Annotated in this window: 22 protein-coding genes and 1 tRNA gene; 5 read left to right on the top strand and 18 right to left on the bottom strand. The window is 54.3% G+C overall.

What is annotated here, in order from left to right; genetic code table 11:
- The first annotated feature begins 124 nt into the window (after positions 1 to 124).
- Together Q0P86_RS06945 and Q0P86_RS06940 are read left to right on the top strand one after the other, a co-directional pair.
- A complete protein-coding gene (locus tag Q0P86_RS06945; RefSeq protein ID WP_294112357.1) occupies positions 125 to 1330 on the top strand; it encodes an ABC transporter permease in 1206 nt (401 codons plus the stop codon).
- Positions 1331 to 1407: 77 nt separating this feature from the next.
- Positions 1408 to 2037: a bifunctional 4-hydroxy-2-oxoglutarate aldolase/2-dehydro-3-deoxy-phosphogluconate aldolase gene (locus Q0P86_RS06940; protein WP_295038345.1), complete on the top strand. Its 630-nt coding sequence runs from the start codon at positions 1408 to 1410 to the stop codon at positions 2035 to 2037.
- Positions 2038 to 2132: 95 nt separating this feature from the next.
- Here Q0P86_RS06940 and Q0P86_RS06935 read toward each other — a convergent pair whose 3' ends face one another.
- Both Q0P86_RS06935 and Q0P86_RS06930 read right to left on the bottom strand, forming a co-directional pair.
- Entirely contained in the window at positions 2133 to 2993 is an 861-nt protein-coding gene (locus Q0P86_RS06935) for a diguanylate cyclase (protein ID WP_295038342.1), read from the bottom strand.
- A gap of 30 nt (positions 2994 to 3023) precedes the next feature.
- Positions 3024 to 3845, bottom strand: a complete 822-nt coding sequence (locus Q0P86_RS06930) for a menaquinone biosynthetic enzyme MqnA/MqnD family protein (protein WP_295038341.1) — start codon at positions 3843 to 3845, stop codon at positions 3024 to 3026.
- An 85-nt stretch (positions 3846 to 3930) separates the two neighbouring features.
- On the opposite strand from Q0P86_RS06930, the gene Q0P86_RS06925 reads away from it, so the two are divergent.
- A complete protein-coding gene (locus tag Q0P86_RS06925; protein ID WP_072979644.1) occupies positions 3931 to 4221 on the top strand; it encodes a hypothetical protein in 291 nt (96 codons plus the stop codon).
- A 37-nt stretch (positions 4222 to 4258) separates the two neighbouring features.
- Entirely contained in the window at positions 4259 to 5332 is a 1074-nt protein-coding gene (locus Q0P86_RS06920) for a glycoside hydrolase family 5 protein (RefSeq protein ID WP_294112354.1), read from the top strand.
- Positions 5333 to 5506: 174 nt separating this feature from the next.
- Here Q0P86_RS06920 and Q0P86_RS06915 read toward each other — a convergent pair whose 3' ends face one another.
- From Q0P86_RS06915 to Q0P86_RS06870, 10 genes are all read right to left on the bottom strand, one after another.
- The gene (locus Q0P86_RS06915; protein WP_290992664.1) at positions 5507 to 5992 is read right to left on the bottom strand and encodes a TraR/DksA C4-type zinc finger protein; all 486 of its coding nucleotides are present in this window, start codon (positions 5990 to 5992) and stop codon (positions 5507 to 5509) included.
- Between the two features lie 81 nt (positions 5993 to 6073).
- On the bottom strand, positions 6074 to 6991 hold the full coding sequence (locus tag Q0P86_RS06910) for an MlaD family protein (protein WP_295038338.1): 918 nt from the start codon (positions 6989 to 6991) through the stop codon (positions 6074 to 6076).
- A complete protein-coding gene (gene hprK, locus Q0P86_RS06905) occupies positions 6984 to 8015 on the bottom strand; it encodes an HPr(Ser) kinase/phosphatase (RefSeq protein WP_290992658.1) in 1032 nt (343 codons plus the stop codon). Before hprK ends, Q0P86_RS06910 begins: the two co-directional genes overlap by 8 nt.
- 14 nt (positions 8016 to 8029) lie before the next feature.
- The gene (raiA, locus tag Q0P86_RS06900; protein ID WP_072979834.1) at positions 8030 to 8347 is read right to left on the bottom strand and encodes a ribosome-associated translation inhibitor RaiA; all 318 of its coding nucleotides are present in this window, start codon (positions 8345 to 8347) and stop codon (positions 8030 to 8032) included.
- A gap of 154 nt (positions 8348 to 8501) precedes the next feature.
- Positions 8502 to 10211, bottom strand: coding sequence for an RNA polymerase factor sigma-54 (gene rpoN / locus Q0P86_RS06895; RefSeq protein WP_290992654.1), 1710 nt, complete (start codon positions 10209 to 10211; stop codon positions 8502 to 8504).
- A 51-nt stretch (positions 10212 to 10262) separates the two neighbouring features.
- Positions 10263 to 11000: an LPS export ABC transporter ATP-binding protein gene (gene lptB / locus Q0P86_RS06890; RefSeq protein ID WP_321135270.1), complete on the bottom strand. Its 738-nt coding sequence runs from the start codon at positions 10998 to 11000 to the stop codon at positions 10263 to 10265.
- On the bottom strand, positions 10997 to 12340 hold the full coding sequence (locus tag Q0P86_RS06885) for a hypothetical protein (protein ID WP_295038332.1): 1344 nt from the start codon (positions 12338 to 12340) through the stop codon (positions 10997 to 10999). Before Q0P86_RS06885 ends, lptB begins: the two co-directional genes overlap by 4 nt.
- A 20-nt stretch (positions 12341 to 12360) precedes the next feature.
- A complete protein-coding gene (gene lptC, locus Q0P86_RS06880; RefSeq protein WP_294112349.1) occupies positions 12361 to 13242 on the bottom strand; it encodes an LPS export ABC transporter periplasmic protein LptC in 882 nt (293 codons plus the stop codon).
- Positions 13243 to 13309: 67 nt separating this feature from the next.
- On the bottom strand, positions 13310 to 13648 hold the full coding sequence (locus Q0P86_RS06875) for a hypothetical protein (protein WP_290992648.1): 339 nt from the start codon (positions 13646 to 13648) through the stop codon (positions 13310 to 13312).
- A 151-nt stretch (positions 13649 to 13799) separates the two neighbouring features.
- A tRNA-Ser gene (locus Q0P86_RS06870) sits at positions 13800 to 13888 on the bottom strand.
- Positions 13889 to 14025: 137 nt separating this feature from the next.
- Here Q0P86_RS06870 and Q0P86_RS06865 point away from each other — a divergent pair.
- Entirely contained in the window at positions 14026 to 17370 is a 3345-nt protein-coding gene (locus Q0P86_RS06865; protein WP_295038330.1) for a transglycosylase domain-containing protein, read from the top strand.
- A gap of 69 nt (positions 17371 to 17439) precedes the next feature.
- Here Q0P86_RS06865 and Q0P86_RS06860 read toward each other — a convergent pair whose 3' ends face one another.
- From Q0P86_RS06860 to Q0P86_RS06835, 6 genes are all read right to left on the bottom strand, one after another.
- Positions 17440 to 18711, bottom strand: coding sequence for a hypothetical protein (locus tag Q0P86_RS06860; RefSeq protein ID WP_295038329.1), 1272 nt, complete (start codon positions 18709 to 18711; stop codon positions 17440 to 17442).
- A 331-nt stretch (positions 18712 to 19042) separates the two neighbouring features.
- Entirely contained in the window at positions 19043 to 21145 is a 2103-nt protein-coding gene (locus Q0P86_RS06855; RefSeq protein ID WP_295038327.1) for a family 43 glycosylhydrolase, read from the bottom strand.
- Positions 21146 to 21294: 149 nt separating this feature from the next.
- The gene (locus Q0P86_RS06850) at positions 21295 to 22818 is read right to left on the bottom strand and encodes a DEAD/DEAH box helicase (protein ID WP_295038325.1); all 1524 of its coding nucleotides are present in this window, start codon (positions 22816 to 22818) and stop codon (positions 21295 to 21297) included.
- Between the two features lie 72 nt (positions 22819 to 22890).
- Positions 22891 to 23958 carry a glucokinase gene (locus Q0P86_RS06845; RefSeq protein ID WP_295038323.1) on the bottom strand — a complete coding sequence of 356 codons (1068 nt, stop codon included), beginning with the start codon at positions 23956 to 23958 and terminating at the stop codon, positions 22891 to 22893.
- 29 nt (positions 23959 to 23987) lie between these two features.
- On the bottom strand, positions 23988 to 24446 hold the full coding sequence (locus tag Q0P86_RS06840) for an Rrf2 family transcriptional regulator (RefSeq protein ID WP_290994077.1): 459 nt from the start codon (positions 24444 to 24446) through the stop codon (positions 23988 to 23990).
- Positions 24447 to 24448: 2 nt separating this feature from the next.
- On the bottom strand, positions 24449 to 25873 hold the full coding sequence (locus Q0P86_RS06835; RefSeq protein WP_295038321.1) for an FKBP-type peptidyl-prolyl cis-trans isomerase: 1425 nt from the start codon (positions 25871 to 25873) through the stop codon (positions 24449 to 24451).
- Between the last annotated feature and the right edge of the window lie 55 nt (positions 25874 to 25928).

The following is a 25928-nucleotide window of genomic DNA, read 5'->3' as shown; positions in this document are numbered from 1 at the left end:
GGCGTTCGCCTTATATGCTTTTGTTGCCTTAGTGCGCATGATCCCCGAAGGGGGAGAATCCAAAACTTTAGCACTGGATCCCGTCGCCTTACGGCTCCAGCATGACACTTCTAGGAATTTGTCTATGTCTCCACTTACTTTAATTAAAATCTCCCTCCGCGCCTTGTTGCGTAACCGCATGCGCACCTTCCTTTCGGTGCTCGGCATCGTCATTGGTGTCGCAGCCGTCATCACCATGGTCGCCATGGGCGAAGGTTCCAAAAAATCCATCAAGGAACAGATGACCGCCATGGGCACGAACGCCATCATCATCATGCCGAACCGCGACCGTCGCGGCGGCGTGCAAATGGAATCCACCGAATCGCTCGAAGAAGCCGACGTCATCGCTATCCGCGAAAACGCCACCTACATTGACGGAGTCTCGCCCATGATAACCGTAGGCGGGCAGGCCATTGTAGGCAACAACAACTCCCCCACGGCATTGAGCGGCGTATCGGCCGACTACCTGAAAATCCGCAACTACGAAATCGAAGACGGCGTCATGTTCGACGACCAGGCAGACCGCATGGCCAAAGTCTGCGTGATTGGCCAGACTGTCGTGAAAAACCTGTTCCCCGAAGGCGACCCCATCGGCAAAACCATCCGTTACAAGAGCATTCCGCTCAAGGTCATCGGCACCCTAAAGGCGAAAGGCTCCGGCGATTTCGGGCAAGACAACGACGACGTGATTTTTACACCCTACCAGACGGTGATGAAGCGGTTCAACGCCACTACGAACATCCGTCAGATTTACGCGAATTCTATTGGCGAGGGCTACGCGGCGCAAGCCACCGAAGAAATCATGGGAATCTTGAAAGAACGTCGCAGCTGGACAAAGCCCACCGACCCCTTCCGCGTTTTTACCCAAGAAGAAATGATCCAGATGGTCACCAGCACCTCGGACATGCTCTCGCTGGTGCTGACCGCAATCGCAGGAATTAGTTTGTTTGTAGGCGGCATCGGCATCATGAACATCATGTATGTGTCGGTGACCGAACGCACCAAGGAAATTGGCCTGCGTATGGCTATCGGTGCCCGCGGCCGCGACATTCTGTTGCAGTTCCTTTTTGAATCGGTCATCATCAGCTTGCTTGGCGGCGCCATCGGCATCGCCCTTGGCATTGCCGCTTCCGAGACGGTAAAAATTGCCATGAACTGGCCCATGAGCGTGTCCATCACGAGCGTTATCGTGAGCTTTGGCGTGTGCTTTGCCACCGGAGTCTTTTTCGGGTGGTACCCGGCCCGTAAGGCTAGTCGCCTGGACCCCATCGAAGCGCTTCGGTTCGAATAATAACCAACAACTGTCTATTTTTCCAAAAAAAAACATTTTTTTATGCACATCACTCCCTTTTTCTGTATATTTAGGATATGAATCTGCTTGAATTTTTACAACCGATGCCGGTCGTGGGCATTCTCCGCGACATTCCCCAGGGCGCCGAAGAAGCATGCGTCAAGACCGCCGTTGAATGCGGACTCAAGGCGATCGAAGTCACCATGAACACCGCTAACGCCGAAGCAATCATCGCCGACCTCAAGGCCGCCGCAAAGCCTTACGGCATTGCTGTCGGTGCAGGCACAGTCCGCCACGGGAGCGACCTCGACAAAGCCATTGCCGCTGGTGCCGAATTTATCGTGACGCCCAATACGCGCAACGAAATCATCCGCCTGTCTGCCACGGCTCGCATCCCGATTATTCCGGGCGCGCTGACACCCACCGAAGTGCAAAAGGCATACGACCTGGGCGCCACCGCCGTAAAGATTTTCCCGGTGAACTGCGTGGGCGGCCCCGAATACATCAAGGCGCTGCGCGGGCCGTTCCGCGACATTCCGCTGATGGCATGCGGCGGCGTGAACCCGGAGAACGCCGCAAGCTACTTGAAGGCCGGCGCAAACCTGCTTTCGTTCGGCGCAAGCATTTACGACCTGAAGCTGATGGCCACAGGCGACTGGGCAACCATTGCCGAGCGCCTGAAAAAGCTCCTCGCTTCCATCAAGTAGGATTTTTTAGTTCCTAGATCCCGTTCGCCACTTCGTGGCTCCAGGATGACAAGCTTCTATTCCATTCCTGGATGACGTGAGGATAACCGTCGGGGTTACTTTTCCATTTCCTGTTTCATCTTGTACATGGAAATGTCGGCGCTGTGCAGCATGTCGTCCATTTCCTTGTAGTCTTCGGCGGAATAGGCGATGCCGTACGCGAAGGATGCTCGTTTGTCCACAATCGTAATTTCGGACACGGCCTTCAGCATGCGTTCGGCGCAGACCATGGCCCCCTTCTTGTCGGTTTCAGGACAAATGACCAGGAACTCGTCACCGCCCATTCTAAAGAGCTGGTCGGTTTCACGCAGGATTCCCTTGATTGCCGAGGAGACCGAACGCAGGAGCAGGTCACCCGCCTGGTGGCCATACTGGTCGTTCGTCGCCTTGAGTCCGTTCAAGTCAAAATAGATGATGGCGAACTGCGTGCCGTAACGCTTGGAACGCGAGAACCATTCACGCAACGAGTACATTCCGTGACGACGGTTGAAGCATCCCGTCATGTCGTCCGTCAGGGAAATGTCGCGCAAGTTCCTAAGCGAGCGGGAAAGACGAATATGCACATTCACGCGAGCAAGCAGGATTTCGGAAATGGCACTCTTGCTTACAAAGTCCGATGCGCCCGCCTGGAACCCCTTGGTCACGCTGTCGCTATCTTCGCGGCTCGTGAGGAAAATAATCGGGAGATCATCCAGCGGATGGCGCTGGCGAATACGGAGACAGACATCGAAGCCGTTCATGTTCGGCATATTGATATCCAGAAGAACGAGGTCCACGGTATTGTCTTTCAGGAACTCGAGAGCGTCCTCGCCCGACTTGCAACTGGTAACGCCGTAGCCCACCTCGGTCAAGAGGTGTTTCGTATTCTCAATGACTTCCGCGTTGTCATCGACTATCAAGATTTTTTCTTCGACCATAAGTTTCCCCCAGGTGAATGGGTTACAATACTAAAATAACAAAAATTCCAGCGGGGGCACTTCGCGAATCAGCCCAAGTCGTGCAGCATGTTCAAAAAATAAGGTTAGCGAACGCTTGCGGGCTTCGGTAAAGCGGTAATCCAGCGCCGAATAATAATTCTCGACCACCGAACGGGAAAGTTTCACCGGGTAGCGCCCAAGCCACCGGTCCAAGGCCCGCGACGGATTCGCGCGGAAGCTTTCGATACTTTCGCGCGTCGCCTGCAAGTACATTTGAAGCGTCCGCCGCAATTCCGGCTGCAAGGCCGACTTCGAAACAATCCACGCTCCAAAGACAAACGGCACGCCCTGCCAGTCCTGCCAAAGTGAACCCAGGTCATAGTCGAACGCAAACCGATGCCGTTCATTTTCTTCGAGGGCCTGGTCGCCAATCAAGAGGCAGGCGTCGTCGGAAGGCTCGTAGGCCCCAACACCGTATACAGGCTCAATCCCGAACCGTTCCTGCATTAGGATTTTCAACAAATTCACTGATGTCATGCTCTGTCCCGTCAAGCGGACCTTCCGTCCATTCAAGTCCTCGATCGGGCGTTTTGCATACAACTTAACCGAACGGACTTCAAACGAGCAAGAAGTGCATATATCGGGAGCAAGAACGAAGGCGCCCGGTTTTTGCGCAAAGGTGATCGAAGAAGCCGGAGACAGATGGATCGAGCCGTCCTTGAGGCCCGCACAGTGTACACTCGGAGGGCCGTCCACAAATTCCACGTCGCCAAGTTCGGACTCTCGACCAAGGATGCCATGAAAAAACGGCGCACAGACCAAAAAAGGGATTCGTCCAACTTGTAAAGCCATATAAAAAAGTTAATTTTTCGCCACGACCTGCAACAGGGTCAAAAAACAAATAACAGAAGAATAACCGAAAAATGGCTAAGGTATAATGGCTGTATTTCATGTGAAGAAGACCTCGCTCGGCGACGACCAGACTTCCCTGGTGTTCAAGGGCAAGATTGTTGAAGGGCCCATCAGCAAGGGCATGACCGTAGAAATCCCCGTCACTCAAGAGGCGGTGGTCAAGATGAAGATTTTCGATGTCGTCCTGTTCGAAAAGCAGAAGGACGAATCCAAGAAGGTTGGACTGGTAGTCGATTTCAAGGATCTACCCGATGACATGGAAGTCATCATGAGCCTGAACATCGCCGAAGAAGACCTGACGATCGTAAACGAATAAGGCAATTCCGCCTTTTCGCAAAACAACGGATGATACTATGATTAAAGAAAGACTGCGGGGAGTGAATTTGGGCGGATGGTTCAGTCAGGTGGACTGCATCCAGGAAAAAGATCCCGTCGGTTTTCCCGGGATCATTGAACACATCAAGACATTCCTCGGCGACGCAGATTTCAAGCGCATCCGCGGTGCGGGGTTCAACCATGTACGCCTGCCGGTGGACTACTTTAACCTGTTCGACGAAGGCTCCCTCAAGCCCAAGGACGAAGTATTTGCGCTGCTGGACAAGGCCATCAAGGAAATCCAGGCAAACGACCTCGACGTGATTCTCGACCTGCACAAGTGCCCGGGCCACGACTTTCACCTGGGTTCGTACCAGGAACAGCCCTTCTTCGTTAGTGCCGACGCCCGCAAGGACACCGCCAAGGTCTGGTCCTTCATGGCCGAGCGCTACAGCGGCGAGTCGCGCGTAATGATGGAACTCCTGAACGAACCCGCCGCCGCCGATTCCCTGGTTTGGGACAAAGTAAAAGACGAAATTTTCTGGGCAATCCGCAATCACGCCCCGAAGAACACCATCGTGGTAGGGAGCAACAAGTGGAACAGCGCCCACGAATTCAAGTACCTGACCCCGATGGACGACGACAACGCCATCTACAGTTTCCACACCTACACCCCGGTGACCTTCACGCACCAGCATGCGGCATGGATTAACGACCCGTTCTTCCACATCGACCGCCCGTGGCCAGGGGACTACGCCGCTCCCGAGGCCGGTGCAACCACCCGCCTCGACGTGGAATTCGGCAAGTGGGACAAGGCCCGTCTGCAAGAAAGTATCCAGAACGCACTCGACTTCCGCGCGAAGTACGACCTGCCCGTCGCCTGCAACGAATTCGGAGTGTATGTGCAAGTCGCACGCCAGTACCAGCTCGCCTGGATACGCGACTTCATGGAAATCCTGCGCAATGCAGACGTAGGCTACAGCTACTGGAACTACAAGAACCTGGACTTCGGCATCGTGTCGAAGGGAGAATCGCTCCACCAGACCCTGAAGCAGTACGACAATCCCGAAAGACTCGACAACGAACTCATGGAACTGCTAGCCAAGGGATAGTGAGCGCGCCTAGCTCTGAGGTGTGAGCACGGCACTAACGTGCCTCTGAGAAAAAAATGCCTGGCAATCGCCAGGCTTTTCTTATAAAAAAGCCCCTGTTCGGGGCTTTGAAATTTTTATGTACACCTCGTTACTCGAAGCTCATTGCCCAGAGCACCGCAGGTGCGACCTCTATTACTTTCCGGCGGCTTTCTTCTGCATTTCGCGGCGCTGGGCTTCGGCGAGCATGCGGGCCATTTCGAGGCGGCTGTCTTCCTTTTCCTTGCGCTTGGTTTCTTCCTTGCAATTCACGCACTTGGTTGCAGTCGGAACCGCAATCAGGCGGGCCTTCGGAATGAGTTCGCCGCACACCTTGCAGACACCGAAGGTACCCTTCTTGATGCGCTTGAGCGCTTCTTCGAGGTACACCAGGTACTTGCCTTCGCGGGCAGCCAGGGAGAAGTTCGTTTCCAGGGCGTTGTAGTCGGTTGCAAGGTCGGCACTGTTGGATTCGCCACCTTCGCCCGCCTGCGCCTGGTTCTTGAAAGTTTCCGTCTTGTCAAAATCAGTCTGCGCCGTTACGATCTGACGGCGTTTTTCAATCAACATATCTTCAAAGAACTTCAAATCCTCATCGCTCATCTTGACGGGTTTCTTTTCAGCAGATTTCTTCTCAGCCATGGTTTTCTCCTTGGTTGCAATTACGCATTTGTTCCGATAGAATGATAAATAACTTATTTTTTCAAAAAAAGGTAAACTTTTTTAGAAAATATCGATATTAATGTCTAGACCGTTCTTTTTGACATCATTCAGCAGGGAATCGACGTCCTGGAGCAGCTTGTCGAGTTCCCTATTGATAGGCAAATCCTTCTGAAGCAAGAGTCCGGCAGAATTATCCCCTTTGGCAAGCTTTGCCATAATTTCCTCGGACTGGGACTTCAGAACACCTACCCTCAACAACAGTTTCCGCGTACGGTCTATCAAATTATCGACCTCAGCAAGCTTGCTCCCTGCACGGGACGACATGCCGTCCAGCGCCGCCTGCGCACTTTCCAGGGAACGGTCGCATTTGTCAAGCAAGGACTGCACCTCGCTCTTCCATTCGCGGACATTCCCCTTGGTCAGCTTCACAAGCCGATCCGCCTTGTGAGAAACGCGATCAATCTTCTTGCCCGCAGCCCCTTCGGAAATGGAATCCATAAGAGCGACCAGAGTATCCCGGATTTCACCGGCACCATCCATAATCGCCGTAAGTTTCTTTCCCACGCCCGTCATGCCCTCGTCAAATACGCCGAACAACGTATCGCCGTTCGAAACGAGCCGCGGGCTGTCCCCCGAAAGCACATTCATTTCGCGTTCACCCATCAGTCCCGAATTGATCAGCCTGAATTCCGAATTGACGGGAATCTTCGATGTCGCGAGAACTTCCGCAGTCACGTAGACGGCATCGTCCGTCAGCTCCACCTTGGTAATCTGGCCACACTTGATCCCGCGAATGCAGACCGCATTGCCCGGGGAAAGGGTGCCAACCTTCTGGAAGGAGACGACAAAGACATACCTGTCATGGTAAGGGCTTGCAGGGTGGAAAAAGAACCATGCCCCGCAACAGAGCACGACAATGACAACAAATACGACAAACGGCAGCAGGTTCTCTTTGATGAGCCTTGTAAATCTATTCATAGTAGGACCAATTCTGATTGTCGAAATCTAACAAATCATCGACATACTCGCCCTTGGCCTTGGCCTTAATCTTTTGCATCAGGGCCTCATTGAAGTCCTGCGCCACGTTCTGGCCGCTATATTTCATCAAGGTATTCATGGCAATCACCTCGGAAATCACCGTCAGGTTCTTGCCGGGCGCCACAGGAATCACCACCTTCGGGATTTTCACCCCCATGATTTCTTCTTCCTGCTCGTTGAGGCCCGTACGGTCGTAACCACCGTCGCGCTGCCACTGTTGCAACTCCACGATGGTTTCAATCTTTTTCACCTTGCGAATCGCGTGGATGCCGAACATGGAGCGGATATCGAGGATTCCTACGCCACGGATTTCCATGTGGTGCTTGATCAGGGGATCGGGTCGTCCAATAATGGCGCGTTCCACGTTACTGATGTGGACCACGTCGTCGGCCACCATACGGTGCCCGCTTTCCACGAGGTCCAGCACGCATTCGGACTTACCCACGTTGCTGTCGCCGATATAGAGCATGCCCACGCCGTAGACATCAACAAGGCTGCCGTGAATCACTGCATAGGGAGCAAAGAATTCCTCCAGGATTCGCTGGGCAATCTTGTTGAACTCGTAAGTGTGGAGCGTCGTCGAAAACAGCGGGATATTCAGACGGTCGCACATCGCCCGCAGTTCCGGGTGCGGCATCTGCGAATGCGTCACCACCCACATGGGCGCCCTGTATACAGACAAATTATCGAAGACCCTGGCGCGAGCCTCGGCGCCGATCGATTCAAGGTAATTCCATTCGGTATGCCCCACCACCTGAATCTGCTGGGAACTGTAAACCTTGGTGAAACCCGCCATCGCAAGGCCCGGCCTATGAATGCCGCTTTCGGCAATAGGCACTTCCAGGCTCGATTCGTCGGAATGGCAGGCCATCTGGAGGTCCTTGCCATAATGCAAAAAAAAGTCCCGCACCAGGAGACGTTCCCGGTGCAGGATCTTGATGTCTTTTAACCTAGACTCAGCCACGATGCATTTACCGGTTATACAACTTCGGAAACGGGCTGGGCACGGTGATCGTTCTGCTTATCGTTAGCCTTCTTGAGCTGGACCTTGATACGTTCGAGCGTCACGTCGACGGCCTTGCCCATGTTTTCTTCGTCTGCGGAAGCAACCACCTGGGAGCCGGTAATGTTCACGGTAATTTCACAATGACGCTGATGTTCTACTTCGTGGTCAAGAATAACGGAGGCACTGGTGATATTCGGATAGAAGCGGGCCAATTTGTCCATTTCTTCTTGAATGCGATCCTGAAGTCCGGCAGAAGCGTTGAAATGACGAGCAGAGAACTGAATATCCATATTAATAACCTCCATAGAAAGGGTTCTTATTTTATTGGTGGAACTTTTGCTCCACGTTTAGAGTATATACATCTTTTTTTGTTCAAAAACAAAGTTTTTTGAAAAATTTTTCAAAAAAATTATTCCAAATTGGAATAATGCCACCTAAAAGGAGCTAAATCAGTCTTTTTCGCTGACTTGCCGGAAGAATGCGCAGTTCCTTTTCGCGGTACTTGGCGACCGTACGGCGCGCCACCTGGATTCCCTGCTCGGCCAACTTGTCCGAAATGGCCTGGTCCGAAAGGGGTTTCTTCTTGTCCTCGGCATCCACGAGCTTCTTGATGGCGTCCAGGATGGTCGCCGAACTGAGTTCCTCGCCGCTTGCGCCGGGAAGGCTATCCTGCTTGACACCCGAGGTAAAGAAGCGCTTGAGTTCGTAGACTCCGTAGGGAGTATCCACGTACTTGCCGTTGATGGAACGGTTCACGGTGCTCACGTCGCGCTTGATGTCGTCGGCGATGTCCTGCTGCACCATAGGCTTCAGGAAAGCGGGACCCTTGGTGAAGAAATCTTTCTGGCGTTTGAATATCGCCCGCATCACGAGTTCCATGGTCGAGTAGCGGTTGTCGAGCGCCTTGATGAATTCCACGGCCTTAAAGAGGTGCGTGCGCACGTATTCCTTGTCGGACTTGGAAGCGCCCTTGTCGTCTAGAATCGCCTTGTAGGTCTGGTTGACACGGAGACGCTTCTGCATCGAGGAGCGGACCGATTCCACTTCCATGCGGCCATGCTTCTCGACGACCTTCAGGTCGGCGGCGACAGTCTGGATGCGGGCATTCGACAGCTGGAAACCGGGGTGCGGATTGAGCCTTGCAAAACTAGCCACGGCCTGTTGCACCTCTTCGGTCGATACCCCGAGCGCCTTGGCGATTTTCGCATAACGTAACGAAAGAAGGTCCTCGTAACAGTTTTCGAGAATCCTGATGCCGAGCGGCGGAAAATTCGGGATGGCGTAAGCCTGGATCATAAAGCATTCGCGCTGGTCACGGGCTCCGATACCGCGCGGAGTAAAGCCCTGCAGCACGTGGAGCGCCTCACGCACGGGGAGCGAACACTCCTCGAGGGACTTCTCGCCGCGGAGCATCGTCTCGATTTCGTTGACCAGCGGGTCCTGCGATTCGCGGATCAGCGACACCTCCGAGGACACCCCCTGCAAAAAACCGTTTTCGTCGAGGGAATCGATCAGGTATTCCACCAGCTGGCGGAAACGCTTTTCGGAGCAGCCTTCCTTGGAGAGCTGTTCCAATTGCTCCTTCGTGCCGGACCACAGCAGCAACTGGTCACGCAACTTGTCCTGAAGGCTCTTCCCGTAATCCTTGATGGGGCGGTCCCATTCGTCGTCCGCATCGTTCGAGGGGGCATTCAGATCCTTGAACGGGGCGTCCTCGTTCATGGAGCCGTCCTTCAGGTACTGCTCGTAGTTGATATCGCCGCTGTCGGAACCGTCCAAAAGCTGGCTATCGCCCACGGCGCTGTCCTCGAGCGAGGAATAGTCCGCGGAATCGTAATCGTCGTAATCGTCGGGACGGTCGTCCTTGAGTTCCGCCCCGGAATCCGGAAGCTCGTCATCGTGGACTTCGCGTTCGTCCATCGGCGCGGAATCGTCCAGTTCCAGAAGCGGGTTGCTTTCCAGTTCTTCCTTGATCGCCGTGTCGAGTTCCAAGGAATTTTTCTGCAGAATGGTTACGAACTGCCGTAACTGCGGCGAGAGCGTCTGCTCCAGTCGTTGAGAGGTACCAAGTTGCAATCCGAAATCCATAGGCGATAAGTAGTAGAAAGTGATTAGAAGCAAGTCATCCTGGAGCGTAGCGACGGGATCCAGCACTGGATTCCCTCCCTTCGGTCGAGAATGACTGTCAATCTTGTTGAAGTTTGTCTATCCTAAACTGAACGAATCTCCTAGGTAAATGCGGCGAGCTTCGGGGTCGTTCGCGAGGTATTCCGAAGAACCTTCCGTCAGCACCTGGCTCTTGTACATGATATAGGCTCGGTCGGTAATCGAGAGCGTCTCGCGCACGTTGTGGTCGGTAATGAGTACGCCCATTCCACGTTCCTTGAGCCCCGATATAATCGACTGGATATCGGCCACGGCAATCGGATCGATACCTGCGAAAGGTTCGTCGAGCAACAGGAACGACGGGTCGCTCGCGAGGGCGCGCGCAATTTCGAGGCGGCGGCGTTCACCGCCCGAGCAGCTCATGGACTTGGTCTTGCGGATGTGCGTAATCTTGAATTCTTCCAGCAGTTCTTCGAGGCGGCGCTTGCGCTCGGACCGTTTCATGCCCTGCGTCTCGAGAATCGCCATGATGTTGTCCTCGACACTTAGCTTGCGGAAGATGGAGGCTTCCTGCGGCAGGTAACCGATACCGAGGCGCGCACGCTTGTACATCGGCTTGTCCGTCATCTCGATATCGTCGAGGAAGATATGTCCCGACTCCGGACGGACCATGCCCACGATCATATAGAACGACGTCGTCTTCCCCGCACCGTTCGGCCCGAGCAGCCCGACGATTTCACCCTGCGACACGCGGATGGACACGTCGCTCACGACCTGGCGACCGCCATAGACCTTTCTCAGGTGTTCCGTGCGTATGGTACTCACTAAGTTTTTCATGGTTCCTTTCTGCTACTGGAAGAATTTACTAAATCCGACGGTGCCGTGTTAGTCTTATCTTTCTTTTTTCTCAATTTGTCAAAAAATCCGCGTTTTTGGGGGTTCCGCGCCATTGCGGAGGAATCCTTCACAGCAGTCGCCTTGCGGAGGGAGTCACGCTCGGCACGAGCCTTTTCCAGGGAATCCTTCTGCGCTTCCTTGCGCAGGCGTTCCGTCTTTTCCATATCGATATAGCGGCCGCTCGCCATGGTACCGCCACCGAGAAGCCTAAGCGACTTGACCGCATTTTTCTGCGCATCGAACAGGATGTGGATGGTATCGCCAGTCGCCTCGTTCTTGCCCGCGACCGAGCGGTCCTTCTTCACGTAAAAATAGGTGCTCTGCGCCTTGCCCGAAACGACCGCCTTGTCCATCTTGCCCTGGTTGAAATACAGGTCGAGGCGGTCCCCGTCCATCAGGTTGCGGTAGTCCTTGAGGTCGTCCTCGTAGAAGAATCCGCGGGCATTCAGGTTCACGTACAGACGCTCGATCTTGTCCTTGCTGAATTCCGCATACAGCGTATCGCCGAACGCCTCGGTCACATGGCCAGGGGCGCCCCTCTTGGCTTCTTCCTGCTGCACGCCGTGGGCATTGCGGATCACGAGGGCGGACTTGAGCGACTTTCCGGCAGAGTCCAGCACCAGGAAAATCGAATCGCCCGTCAGGTGGTAATTCTTCATGTCGCAGGTCGGGTGCCCCTTCATCGAGAGCCAGTTGTTCTGGCGGTCAAAGTAGCCCGTATCGCAGGTGACCACCATGTCGTTCTGCGTCACCTTCACCTGGCCGTAGGCCTCGGCGAAAGCGTTTTTCTTGTTGTAGATAATGCGCCTTGCGGAAATCGTCACCGTATCGATCTTGCCGTTTTTCGTCTTTTCGAACTGGTAGAGTTTCGGCTTCTGCGGCATCGTGAGAATTTCGTTCTCGCGATCGTATTCCAGATACTCGCCCGTAAAGAGGTAGGTTGCCGCGGAATCGCCCGCATGCACGTCGCCAGACGCAGTCGCGATTCCCTTTTTCTTCTGGTAGACGCCGTTGTGCGCGTCGATGAATCCGGACGGGTGCGTAAAGAGGAAGCCGCCGCCGCACTGCACCGTCTCGGCGTCCTTGTTCCAGAAGGCGCGCTGTGTGCGGAACTGCACGCTGTCGTGTACAAAGTGTACACGACCCTGCAAGAGCAGGGTACCGCGCTTGCGGGCGACAGCAAGGCTGTCGGCGTGCTTCATGATCAGTGGCGATGTCTGGGCGGCGGCGCCTGTCGCGAGGAGCGCGACAAGCAGCAGCGGCAAAAGCCCGCGCAGCATATTACAAATCGGTGCGCCCACTAGTCCACCATCACCTTCGCCTTCGGGCGCTCGCCGCTCTTGGCGGGGTGCCTCGGCAAATCCGGACCGGCTTTTGCCGATGCTGAGTCCGGGACGGACTGCGCCGCCTTCGGTGCTCCGGCATCTTTTTTCGGCTTCGCAGGTTCAGCCTTCGCCTGCGGTTTCTGCGGCGGGTTTTGCTGCGTATTCTGTTGAGAATTTTGCGGCGAAGCTTGCTGCGGATTTTTCGTCGGGGCAGCAGAGGCAGAACTTGCGGGAGTACTTTCGGGTGTCGCCGCCTGCGCACTGTCGCGGGTCTCGATTTCTTTAGCCTGCTTCTTGTCTTCGTCTTTCAGGCGCCGGGCGGCATCCTGGAAAATTCCCGTCACGTTCGAAAGGATACGCCAGTTGTCCATGTGGGCGTCGCTCACGAAACCCTGCCCCTGCAGCACGTCGCCTTCTTCGCTCACCACGCGCACGTAGCTCTGCGTCGTCACCAGGTTGTCCTTCTTGTTCCAGATGAGCGAATCGGAACGCACCGAGGCGCCCTTGGGAGTAAGCGCATACACGTGCCCATAGGCATAGACATAAGTGAACTTCAGGTCCATGCGTCCGGAATCCGCACGCAGGAACGCCGTACGTTCGCCGAGAGAATCGTAGATATCCACCAGCACCGGACGCACGAAAACGACCTCCTTGTCGCTCCAGCGTTCCAGATAGGCGGTCTTCAGCTTCCAGGCGAGAACGCCCTTGTCGTAGCTGTCCATCAGGGTGGTATCGGTAAAGAGCATTTCCGGGCGTTCCACCTGGAGCCACGGCTTTTCCTCTTCGATTTCTTCGCAGGCCGAAAGCAGGATACATAGCCCAAAGAGGACCGATGCAAGCACCAGTCCTTCAATCATTCGTCTATGCAACAAAAGTGCCACGAAGAGCAATTTAGAAAACACACGACAGGGCGGCGATGCCTTTTTAGCCCTGATTCGCTTCGAGCTTGCTGATTTCGCCCGCCTGCTTGTCGCAGATGTTCTTCAGGTTCTCGATTTCGGCATCCTTCTTGGCTACTTGGTCCTTAAGGTCTTCGCACTGGGCGGCGTATGTCTGCTTGGCCTCGGTCTGGGTCTTGAGGTCATTCAAAAGGCTGTCGGCGGAATTGCGGAGACTCTGCACCGTATTTTCGGCATCCTTGAGGGCGGCGTCGCTTTCGCAGGATTCGTCTTCGTCGGCGCAAAGGGCCTTGATTTTCTTGGAAACAGCAATAGCGGCTGCGGCACCTACGGCAAGACCAGCAATAAAACTAGAGGCTTTCATATTAAACTCCTTGGGATTATTTTCCCTAATAATATATAATTTGAAATTAGCAAAATCGCAAAAAAAGAACTTACTTGGTAGAAATTAGAGCCTAGGGAAGTATTTTTTCGAAACAAAAGACCCCCAGGATTGCTCCTAGGGGTCTTTGCAGCGGGAAGAGCGAGATTCGAACTCGCGATAGGATTAAGTCCTATACGTCCTTAGCAGGGACGCGCCTTCGGCCAGCTCGGCCATCTTCCCATCTCGGGGACACAAATTTTAGATAAAATTCGGCAATTTTTCAAGGGTAAAGAAGCAAAAACCCTAAATTTCGCCCCAAAAACGCACATTTTTTTACAATTAGCGAAGTACAAAACCAAAATTTCTAAATTTTTAGTATGCATCTCCTTAAAAAATTGCTCAAAATCGTGGCCGCATTCGCCCTGGTCGGCCTGATTTGCTGTATTCCCGCCTATATCGTCGTCTTCAAGATCCTGCCGACCCAGGATCCGGACAACCAGTTCAACCGCGCGACCATCCTGCAAGTCCTTTCGGGCGAGACCCGCGTCTACTATAACGACGGAGAACAGCTCCTGGGCGCCTTTTTCGATGCAAACCACCGCGTGTACGTGCCCTACGGCGACATCCCGGCAAACATCGTGAACGCCCTGATCGCCGCCGAAGACGCCGGCTACTGGAACCACGACGGTTTCAGCATCTACGGCTTTACCCGCGCCATGGTCTCGAACCTGAAAAGCGGCCACATGCGCCAGGGCGGATCCACGCTCACCCAGCAGACCGTCAAGAACATTTTCGGACGCGAAGAAAGGAGCATCAAGGAGAAGGGCAAGGAGCTCATCAACGCGCTCCGTATGGAAAACCATTTCAGCAAGGAAGAAATCCTGGAATTCTACCTGAACCAGTTCCACGTTTCGGGTACCGGGAAAGGCGTCGCCATCGCCGCGCAGTACTTTTTCAACAAGGACCTCAAGGACCTCACCCTTGCCGAATGCGCCTTTATCGCCGGTTCCGTGAAGGGCCCCTTCAACTACGACCCGTTTATCCAGCGTAACGCCGAACGCCGCGAGAAGGCGCTCGCCCGCGGCAAGGAACGCCTGGAATATGTGCTCGGTCGCATGGTCGAGGAAAACTATATATCGCAAGAGGACATGGACGCAGCCCTCGCGAAACCGCTCGAATTCAACCACGGCAATTTCCGTTTCAGCGTCAGCACGATGCTCGACCGCATCGAAGAAAAGCTGGACGGCGAATTTTTCCAGAAGAAATTCGAGGCCGAAGGAATCGAGGACTGGCGTAAGGCGCAGCTCTCGATTACGACGACCGTGGACGCCAGGAGCCAGGACGCCGCGAAGACCGCGCTGCAGGCAAACATCAGCGGACTCCAGATGCAGTTGGGCGGTTTCGTGCTCCCGAAGGCGCAATTCGCGAACCGCGCCCAGACGGCTCGCAAGGGCGACTACCTGTACGGCACCATCGACAGCATCACGGTCGACGAAAAGGGAAGCCTCAAGTCGTTGACGCTGGGATTCGGCCTGCTCAAGGGAATGGTCTCCGAGGCGGCCGTCAAGGACTTCGCGAAAAAAGCCGGCGGTGACGTGAACAAGATTCTGGCACCGCAGCTCAAGAAAGGCGCCATCCTGCTGGTGAGCGTCATGGACGACAAACTGATAGACGGATTCGCACAGTGCCAGATCGAAACGGAACCCGTGCTGCAGGGCGGACTTTTCGCCATCCAGAACGGAAACGTGATCGCAAGCCAGGGCGGTTTCCACAATACCGGATTCGACCGCAGCTTCAAGGCGGTGCGACAGCTCGGTTCCAGCTGGAAGCCGATTCTTTACGCCCTTGCGCTCAAGTACCACTGGCATTACCTCGACATGCTCGAGAACGACTTCAACGTTTTCCAGTTCGTGAACCAGTTCTATTTCCCGCGTCCCGACCACAAGAACAAGGGTGATGTCGTGAGCATCGCCTGGGCCACGACGCGATCCGAAAATATCGCGAGCATCTGGCTCCTGGAACACCTGCTCGACAAGGTTCCGCTCGAAGAATTCAACGAAGTGGCCGCCGCCAACGGCTACGCCCGCACCGAAGACGAAGACACCAAGAAATACTTCGAACGCCTGCGCGACAAGTTCGGGCTGATCCTGAAAGAAGAGGCCAAGCGCGAAATCGAATTCACCAAGGCCCGCGACGCCCTCGCCGAACGCTACAGGAACGAAGGCAAGGACGACAAGGCCCGCGACGTGATGAACCTGCGCTACGGGACCTTCAACGACATCGCTATCAAGCAGGCGAAGAAGGATTCGAAGATCATCGCCTTCATCAACCACAACTACAAGCGCTATGCGGAAATCCTGCGCGAGCGCCAGGCCCAGGAGCTGGACCCGACCGCCGTGCTCACGCCGCTCGATTCGGTGGTGCTGTACGACCACTTTACGCTCGCCGACATGAAGCGACTCTCGACGATGATCGAACCGGTCGACGGAGAAGCGGACTACCTTGATGCCGAACATATCCGCTACTGGCCCGACTTCCGGCGTTCACTTTCGTTCGCGGAATACGCCCGGTTCGCAAAAGAAATCGGCATCCACCAGAAACTGCAGAAGGTATTCAGCATGCCGCTCGGCGTAAACGACATTACGCTCGCCGAGATTTCCACCGCCTACCAGACGATGCTCACGGGCAAGGTCTTCAAGTGCCTGGACGGCGACTGGACCGATCCCTGTTTCATCAAGGAAATCAAGAACCGCGACGGCAAGGTGATTTTCAGGAACAAGACCGAAAGCAAGGTCGTGCTCGGCGATACGATTACCTCGCAAATGGCGGTGATGTTACATTCCGTGTTCGTAAACGGCACGGCCCGAAGCCAGTACAGCAGCATGACGGTGACTTCCCCGGACAGCGCCATTACGCTGCGCTACCCGGCACTCGGAAAAACCGGTACCACCAACGATTACAGGAACGTGGCCTTCATGGGAGCACTCCCCACTTACGTGAACGAGAAGAACGGCATCTCGACGGACTCCGTGGTCGCTATCGGAAGCTACGTGGGCTTCGATGACAACAAACCGCTGAAATCCGGACGCACACGCATTGCGGGCGCAAGCGGAGGCCTTCCGCAGTGGGCCGATTTCGCGAAGAAAGAAATCGAAATTCTCGGCATCCCCGAAAAGATTGACTTCCTTGACATCTCGATGCTTGCCGCGGGCGAAGTACCGCTGGTACTCCCCAACGAACGCGGCCAGCTGACGGTGGACCCGATGACCGGAAACATTATGGCAGGCGCAGAGGCGGCCCAGGGACGCCCGCTCCCGTGGATCGACGTCCCAGGTTTCACCCCGCCGCAAGTGCAGAACGCGGCCGCAGAAACTGCAGCCGAAAACGGAATCATGGTAAGTCTCCCGATGCCCGCGACAGAACAGGCCGCCACGGCAGAACCGCCAGCACCATCGGAAAACACCGAAGCCGCACCGCAGACAGCCTCGGGCGAAAACACAACAGCAACGACAGCGGCACCGCAGGCTGCTGAAAACACGGTCGCAACGGAACCGGCTACCCCGAACGCCGCTCCGGCGAGCGCTCCTGCCGAAAACGCAGCCGTCACGCAACCCGCACAGCCTGCCCAGCCGAAGGCAGCCGCCATGCCCAAGGATGACGACTGGGACCTGCCTGCAGGATTCGACAGCAAGAACGCATTCGTGCCTATCGAAGCGGAATAAAATCGCCCCCCGAAATGAACATTCCAGGGGGTGATTTTCTGTTTTCAGGGGAAAACAGACCGAAAATTGCTAATATGCCTCCGGGTACGATTGTTCCTTGGCTATAGCGCTGTCCAGGTCAGCAAGGGGGAATTTCAGCACACCGCTCCAGTTTGCCAAGTACAGGGTATCTCCAACCACTTCCATATCGTAGGTTGCCTGCGTCGACAGGCATCTCAGATTCTCACAAAAATTGCCCTTCACGAACCGCCAGCCCTTTTCCTCATTTCCGTAAGGCATACCGTAATCCCCCATGTACACGGCAGGCCAAGGAGGATCTCCTGCAATAAAAAGATGTTCGCCATCGGAAACAAGGGCATATCTCCTAGAAGGAGTATTATGAAAAGTCCTATATCCCCTATTAGGATCAGCGAATGGGTCTGCTGGATCAATAGTCTCATCATAAGTTGCAATAACACTATCTATAGGATTCCATTGATTTAAGGCTTCATCGTATTCTAAAACATTAGTAGAATATTTATGACCAATAACATAGATTTTTTCTTTATGCACAACAATGTCCATTGCAATATCACTTGTATCATCTGCAGGAACCCAAGTTGCCCAATCTGGGTGAGGGAGCCGAGCAAGCCTTTTCCAGCTTCCGTCAAAGCGCCATACCCCGCGATCACCGCTAATGGCATACAATTTACCATTCAGTTCCACCCCCTTGTGGAATTGAAAGGGATATTCCTTGGACGAATCGTAATCGTATGTGATATCTACCCAGCCCGTATCCGTCTGCATTTTCATAAAAAGTACAATGTTGTCATCCCGCCTATCCGCCGTATCAGCAAAACCGGCAAAGCAGACAACAGGCCGTCCCCCATACGTTGCTATTCCGTAAATGTCAAAAGCACCTTTAGGGTCAAACGGAAGCGTGTATAAATCAGCCCAAGATTTCTTGTCAAAATCATATTTCAGCACCTTGCCGCTTAATTGCGTTCCCGCATAAAGTCCCGTAGAATCTCCGTAGATATACCGAATCCATTCGGAACTGGAAAGGGTATCCCATTGAGTGGAGCCGATTCTAGACGCATATATCCTAGGAGTCGCAGTAACCTTTCCCGGCGAGGTGTATGCATTGCTTGAATAATAATCATCCATCAATACAATCCATTCCCCTACATTGTAGATTTCTCGCAGACCTCCAAACATTTTCGAGGCATCCGGGACAGGCTTGAAATCGTCCCACCGCCAGCCATAAAGCCTTTCTTCCTTTTTTTCAACCGGTCCCGTAGAGGTATGGTCCGTACAGCCCAAAAGGACGAACGCAACAAGAATCGCAACAATCAATTTCATGCTAGAACCTCCACACATATTGCATTTCCAAAAGACTCGGTGCATCATAGGATTGACATTCGTTAACTGAAGGGATTTTTCCGTAAACAACGTTTCCATCCGAGTCAGTCAAGGCTATACCGCAAACTGGTCCACTATAAATTTTTTCATTCATGTACCCTGTAAATTTATATGGATTCAATATAGAAAAAAATGGTTTTCCCAGCCTGATTTCCCAGTTTTTATCATTTAATTGTAATTATTTTGTTTGTTATTAACAATAATTTACAAAAAAAACCGCGACTTCAAAATCGCCACGGCCTTTTTTATGTTGTATAAGTAGGAAGTCGAATTACTTCACCGTCACGCGCATCGCCTTGGAGTGGCCGATACCGCGCACGATGTAGGCGCCGCTTGCATAGCCCGCCTGCTTGAGGGTCGCAGAGAGGTTCGTACCGACATTATCGATGCGGCCGAGGAACTTGCCCGTTGCACCGAATACGTTGTAAGAGGCATTCTGCTGCGGGGCAAGGCGAATCTCACGGGCAAGCTTCATCGGATTGTTCGGATCTTCGAACTTGATCCAGTCCACGTTCAGGTATTCGCCCGTAATGAGGAGCTTGAGCACATGTTCACCCTTCTTGAGTTCCACGGAACCGAGTTCCGTTTCCTTGTAGACATCAAACATCTCTTCGTCGGTCTTTAAGCCAGTAAGCGATTCCGTAACGGGTTCGCCATCGACAAACAGCTGGAGGCCCGCCGTTTCAAACGGAGTCGCCAGGTTTGCCGTGATATCGTACTTGGCATCGGCTGCGACATTGACCGTATATTCGAGCCATTCATCCGCCTGCGTGTAGCCAATTGCATAGCCTTCGCAATCCTTGGTATTGCTTTCGTCGGAGCAGCCAAAGCCAACGATGTCGACCTCGTCTTCGCGGTAGGCCTTGCCCTGGTTTTCGCGGTCGGCATCGTAGAAGGCCTTGTTGTGTCCGCCTTCATCGTAGTTCTCCGCTTCGATCTTGCCCGGAATCGTTGCAGCGATACCCTTGTACGGAGTCTGCGGAACGGCGGTCTTTTCGCTTTCCATGTACCAGTAGTCAAAATCGAAACCGCCCTGTTTCACTACAAAGTAAAGGTCGTCGACACCGGCAGCGTTTTCTACATCAAAGGAATTTTCTTCCCACTTGGAACTTGCAGGCACATTGATGGCAGCAAGTAAGGCGCCCGTCTCGGAGCCCGCATGGACTTCAAGTTTGCCACCGTTGCCCTTGGTGCAAAGGACAATGCGGTCGGCACCGTCACCCATATCGACAGAACGCACCTTGGTATAGAAACCAGTACTCATTCCGGTCAGGTAGACATTACCCGATTCCACCGCCACATGGTTGATGATGGTATAGTTGCCGCCATCGGGATCACGAGGCTTGTCGACAGTCATGCCGCCTACCCATGCCTTAGTTTCAGCTTCGACGCGCTCGAACGGGTCCAGGTTCTTGATCGGTTTCTTGACTCCATCGTTAGTGGACTTGATGGTCGGAATAGAACCGTCGGCATTCCAGGTAAATTCCTCGATAGCAGTAGAGCGGCTGTAACCACCACCGTTCACGTTCTTCTGGTTATGGTAGAAGAAGAAACTGCGCCCCTTGAAATCGATAAGGCCGGCATGGTTGGTGAATGCAGTATTGTTACCCTGGTCCATGATGACACCGCCCCAGGTCCACGGGCCCGTCGGGGAATCACTCGTGGAGTACGAAATCTTTTCGGGCACGCCGTGGGAGGCATAAATCATGTAATACTTCTTGCCGCGCTTGTGAATCCACGGACCTTCGGTGTACTTGGAATCCTCTCCGTTCGGAGCGAAACCACGGCTCATGTCGGTCACCTTGATATCGCCATCGAACGAAATCATGTCTTCCTTGAGTTTGGCATAATAAAGCTTCGGGTTGCCCCAATAGAGGTAAGCCTGTCCGTCGTCGTCAATCCATACGGTCGGATCGATGTAGTCCCAGTTCGGACCCGCGAGATGCTTGCCGTTCAACGCATCCTTGAAGGGACCTTCGGGCCTGTCAGCCACGGCCACGTTGATGGCGCGTCCGCCCCGGGTCGATTCCACGGTCACGTAATAGTAGTACTTGCCGTTACGGCGCACCACCTGCGCCGCCCAGTCACCGTTCTTCTTGGCATTTCCGCCAAAGTCCTCGTTCGAAAGGATGAGCGCGCCGCGATCGGTCCAGTTCACCATATCGGTGGTGCAGGAGACGCGCCAACCGTGCATGGTAAAGAAGTGGCCGCCTTCGTCGTTGCCGGTGTACACGCAGACCGTATCACCGAACACGACCGGAGCCGGGTCCGGCGAATAGTAGGTCTGGATAATCGGATTTTCTGCCATGGCCGAGGTGCAGAGCCCGAAACCAATGAGGGCGACGGCCGTCCTGACGTTCTTCGCAAACTTCATATTTCATCCCTTTTCGCCTCAAAAAGGCGACTTTCATAACTCACCAGTATAAAGTTAACCCTAAAAACGATGAAAAATCCACGCAAAGGGCATCTTTGCGTGGACAAGTTATCAATAAATGGCGATTTTTAGTCGAATTTAGCCGTTTTTCACTTATTTGGGCGAGAACGGTCCTGCAATCTAGCGGCTTCTTCGCGCATGCGCTTGCGGGCGCGTGAACCGGGGCGGTTCCTGCCGATAGTGCGGCGGCCTTCCTGATTCTGAGGATTACCGCCGTTCGGCTTTTCGCGATTTTGCGGTTTTTGCTGATTTTGCGATTTCTGTTGATTTTGCGTTTTTTGATGTTTCTGTTTCGGATGCGAGGCGTTCTGCAGGTCGCGAGCATCCCGTTCCTGGTTTTCGCGACGGTCGCGATTTTCATGACGATTCTGACCACCACGATTCTGCTTATTGCCGTGACGGTTGCCTTGAGGAAATCCGCGGCCACGGGCATTGCGCATTTCGCTTTCGGGAGTCTCCTTTTGCGGAGGCGGGAGCTTCTCGAAAATAGACTTGTCACCTTCGGGAATACTGATGCGGGTCAGTTTCTCGATGGCACGCAGGTCCTGTTCCTCGTCGGGAGCGCAAAATGAAATAGCGATTCCGTCTTTCCCGGCGCGGGCGGTACGACCGATGCGGTGCACGAAAGTTTCGGGGACGTCGGGCAGGTCGTAGTTGAACACATGCGACACGTCGTCCACGTCGATTCCGCGGGCAGCGATATCCGTCGCGACCAGTACGCGAATTTGTTCGCACTTGAAGTTGCCCAAGGCTTCTTGCCTGCGGTTCTGGCTCTTATTGCCGTGAATCGCGGCACACTTGATACCCGCCTTTTCGAGCACGCGCGTTATCTTGTCTGCACCGTGCTTGGTGCGGCTGAACACGAGCACCTTTTTCATCTCGGGATGCGCAAGCAGAAGTTCCTTGAGGAGCGCTCCCTTGCGGCGCTTGTCGATACGGTAAAGTTCCTGATGAATGCGTTCGATGGGCGTGCTCTGCGGCGCCACCTCGACCCTCACCGGGTTCGGGCGCAAAATCGTCGCGGCAAGCTTCGTGATATCGTCGGGCATGGTCGCGCTGAAGAACAGGTTCTGCCTATTCTGCGGAAGGAGCGCCACCACCTTGCGGATATCGTGGATAAAACCCATATCGAGCATGCGGTCGGCCTCGTCGAGCACGAAGAATTCCAGCGCCTTCAGCGAAACGGCCTTCTGGTTGATAAGATCCAAGAGGCGGCCCGGAGTCGCCACCAACACGTCGACACCGCGGATTAAATTACGCTTTTGCGAAACATCGCTCACGCCACCGAAAATGCAAGCCGTCGAAATGGCCGTAAACTGCGCGTACTGCTTAAAGCAATCCTCCACCTGGATCGCGAGTTCTCGCGTCGGCAAAAGAATCAGCGCACGGCAAGTTTTCGGAGCACGAAACTTGCCCGAATCCAGCAACAGCTGCAGAATAGGGAGCGCGAAGGCGGCCGTCTTTCCCGTACCCGTCTGCGCAATGCCCAGCAAGTCCTTGCCCTCGAGCAAACTAGGGATGGACTTTTCCTGGATAGGAGTCGGCTGTTCGTAGCCTACAGCGCGGACAGCACGCTGCAGGGGATTAGCGAGAGGAAGTTCCGAAAAAAGCATAAATATACGAATATCCCCGACAGATCCTATCGCCACTACGCGGCGCTAGGACGACAGGGGATGAATTTAAGATTACTTCTGCAAGTTCAGGCTTGCGTTTGCGGCACCGTACAGGCTGATACAGTAATCCTTGATGATGTACACCGGGATCTTGTTCAAGAGCGGACGGATGTTCGGGTTGTAGTTCTTTTCGAAGTACTTCATGAACAAATTGTCGCGTTCGAGCCAGCGCAGGTCCTTCTGCACCGTACCGCCGGCCAGGTAGAAACCGCCCAGCGGGAGGAAGAGCGTTGCGGCATCGCTTGCAAAGCGGGCAAGCATCTTCACGAACAGGCGCATCATTTCGGCGGCCACCGGGTCGGTGTCGCTCGCACGGCTGATATATTTCGGACGGTCGTTCGGTTCGGTTTCTTCAATCTTCTTGAAGGCTTCATTATCGGGAACGCCGCGGGTTTCCTTCCACCATTCGTACATGTTACGGAGACCCATGCCGGACACAAGCGGTTCTACGCCAGGAACTGCACCGAGTTTCTTTTCCATGTAGTCGTGGAATTCCTGGGAATCCTTGTCGAACGGGGCAAAAGTGGAATGGCCGCCTTCGGAGCAGGCCGGAATGTACTTTTCGCCATCAAATGCGAGGAAACCCACGCCCATGCCGGTGCCCGGGCCGACAACTGCCTTGGTCGTCTTTTGCGGGGCGGGCTTGCTGCCGTCGGTGTGAGCCAGCTGGTGAATCTGGGCCGGATCGTTCACGTCGAGAGTCGGGATGCCGTAGCTGATGGCCATGAAGTCGTTGATCACGAGCGTCGGGATTCCCGTCGCATCGCTGATGGCATCGCCATCGACACTCCACGGAAGGTTCGTCATGACGCACTTGTTAGCAGCCACGGGGCCCGCGGCGCTGATGCAGATGTGGGACGGCTTGAGGTCTGCGCGGCTTTCTACGGCAATGCGGAGCGTTTCGCGAATAGGTTCAATCAATCCGCAAATGTCCTTGGACGGGCAATCCGTTTCAAGAATCAGCGTAAACTTGCCATCCTTGTAACCGACCATGCCGAGGTTCGTGTTCGTACCACCAATATCGCCTGCCAAAACGAGTCGATCAAACTTTGCATCGGGATTAAGCCATTTGATTTCCATAGAAAACTCCAATTTTTTTTACAAGATAGTTAAAGTCCACATTTCAGGGTCTTGCCGTGAAGCTCCCTGCCTTTATTTTCGGGCACATTCCGCAAGAACTGTTCGAGCTTGATCCCTTCCAAATAGCTGCGGATCATGGAATTCAGTTCCTTCCAGACGGGAAGAGTCACGCAGATGTCGGCGCGTTCGCAGGAGTTCTCGGAATCGTCAAGGCACGCCACAGGAGACATCGAGGTTTCCACCAGCGAAAGGATCTGCCAGACACTGCAAGCCGAAGGTTCACAATTGAACCTGTAGCCGCCCGCCTTTCCGCGGGCTCCCGCAAGCAACTTTCCTCGCACCAAAGCGCCCAGGATTCCTTCGAGGTACTTCTCGGAAATCTGCTGGCGTTCGGCGAGTTCCTGCAATTTCACGTAATCGTCCCTACCGTTCTTCGCAAGGTCGATCATTACGCGGAGCGCGTAGCGTCCTTTAGTCGAAATTCTCAACCCTATTCTCCTAGATATTCAACAGCGAAAATCAGCGTCGAGCCACCAGGAATCGGGCCTGCACCGCGGGCACCGTAGCCGAGTCCGGGCGGGACCACCAGGATTCTCTTTTCACCGGGAAGCATCCCCTGCACACCGAGTTCCCAGCCGCGGATCACGCGACCTGCTCCCAGCGTAAAGCCAAAGACCTGCCCACGATCGCGGGAACTGTCGAACTTGTAGCCGTTGGTGAGCCAGCCGGTGTAATGTACCTTCGCCACGTTACCCTTCTGTGCGGGCTCACCTTCACCCTGTTTGATAACCGCATAGCGGAGTCCTTCGGGGCCATTTTCAAACGTGAGCGCCGTGGTATCGGGGAAGAAATCCATATTTGCGACTACCGCCTCGTCCACTTCGGAACTCACCAGTTCCACGCGGAAAACCAGGGTGGAATTCGAGGGAATCATCGAGTAGGCCGTCGCGCCGTAACCCATGGCAGGCGATACGCGGAACCAGCGGACTCCGCCTTCGCGCATGCCCTCGAGACCGACTTCCCAGCCCTTGATCATCTTGCCGGCACCCATCACGACCTGGAGCGGCTTACCCATGTCCTTGGAAGAACCGAACTTGCGGCCGGAAAGGAGCCAACCCGTGTAATGCGTCTTGAGCACGGAACCCACCACAGCGGGCTTTCCGCCACCGACCTTCTCGTCGTATATCTTGAGACCCTTGGCCGCTTCGCGCCACTTGAGGCCCTCGACATTCTTGGGGAACACGTCAGGTTCCATCGGCGGATCGGCACTCACCAGTTCCACGATAAAGAACAGGTCGGAATATTCGGGAACGCCCTCGAGCGAGTTTTCGCCGTAGCCCATCTGGTAGGGCACATAGAGCTTGCGGATTTCGCCGGGTTTCATGCCCACAAGGCCCTTTTCCCAGCCCTGGATTACAAGCCCCATGCCGAGCGTAAATTCAAGAGGTTCACCACCGGGGTATGATTCCGAGAAAAGTTTGAAACGGCTGTCCGAAGAAACGGGAGCGATCGAATCCACAAAGGTCATCGGGGCGGCAGCAGAATCCGCCGCCGGGACCTGGACCATGGTATCTACAGGAGCCTTGGAATCTTCCTTCGACTTTTTCTTCTTGGATTTCGCAGACCTGTCCAGCAGCGTAGTCGTGTCAACTTTTGTCACGCCAGCGACCTGGTCGGAATTAAAGTCGTTCGCAAGGCGGAGGGAGTCGGCAATCCGCAGGGAATCCGCCAGCCGGGCCTTTTCGGCCAAGATTCTCACGCTGTCCAGATACACATAGCTCTTGTAATGCACCCTAATAAGTTGTCCTGCCCGAATGGAGTCCCCAGAGCCTTCCCTGACCGTCTCGATCTTGAAAGGAATGGCAAAACAGACACTGCACATCAGCAACACAAGAAAAATCTTCAATTTCGACATAAAATCTCCTGCCCCACAATTTAGAAAATTGCTAGTTTTGAAGGGTAACGAATAA

This window comes from uncultured Fibrobacter sp., assembly GCF_946062555.1.
In the GTDB taxonomy this organism is placed as follows: domain Bacteria; phylum Fibrobacterota; class Fibrobacteria; order Fibrobacterales; family Fibrobacteraceae; genus Fibrobacter.
This window is presented reverse-complemented; position numbering and strand designations above follow the sequence as displayed.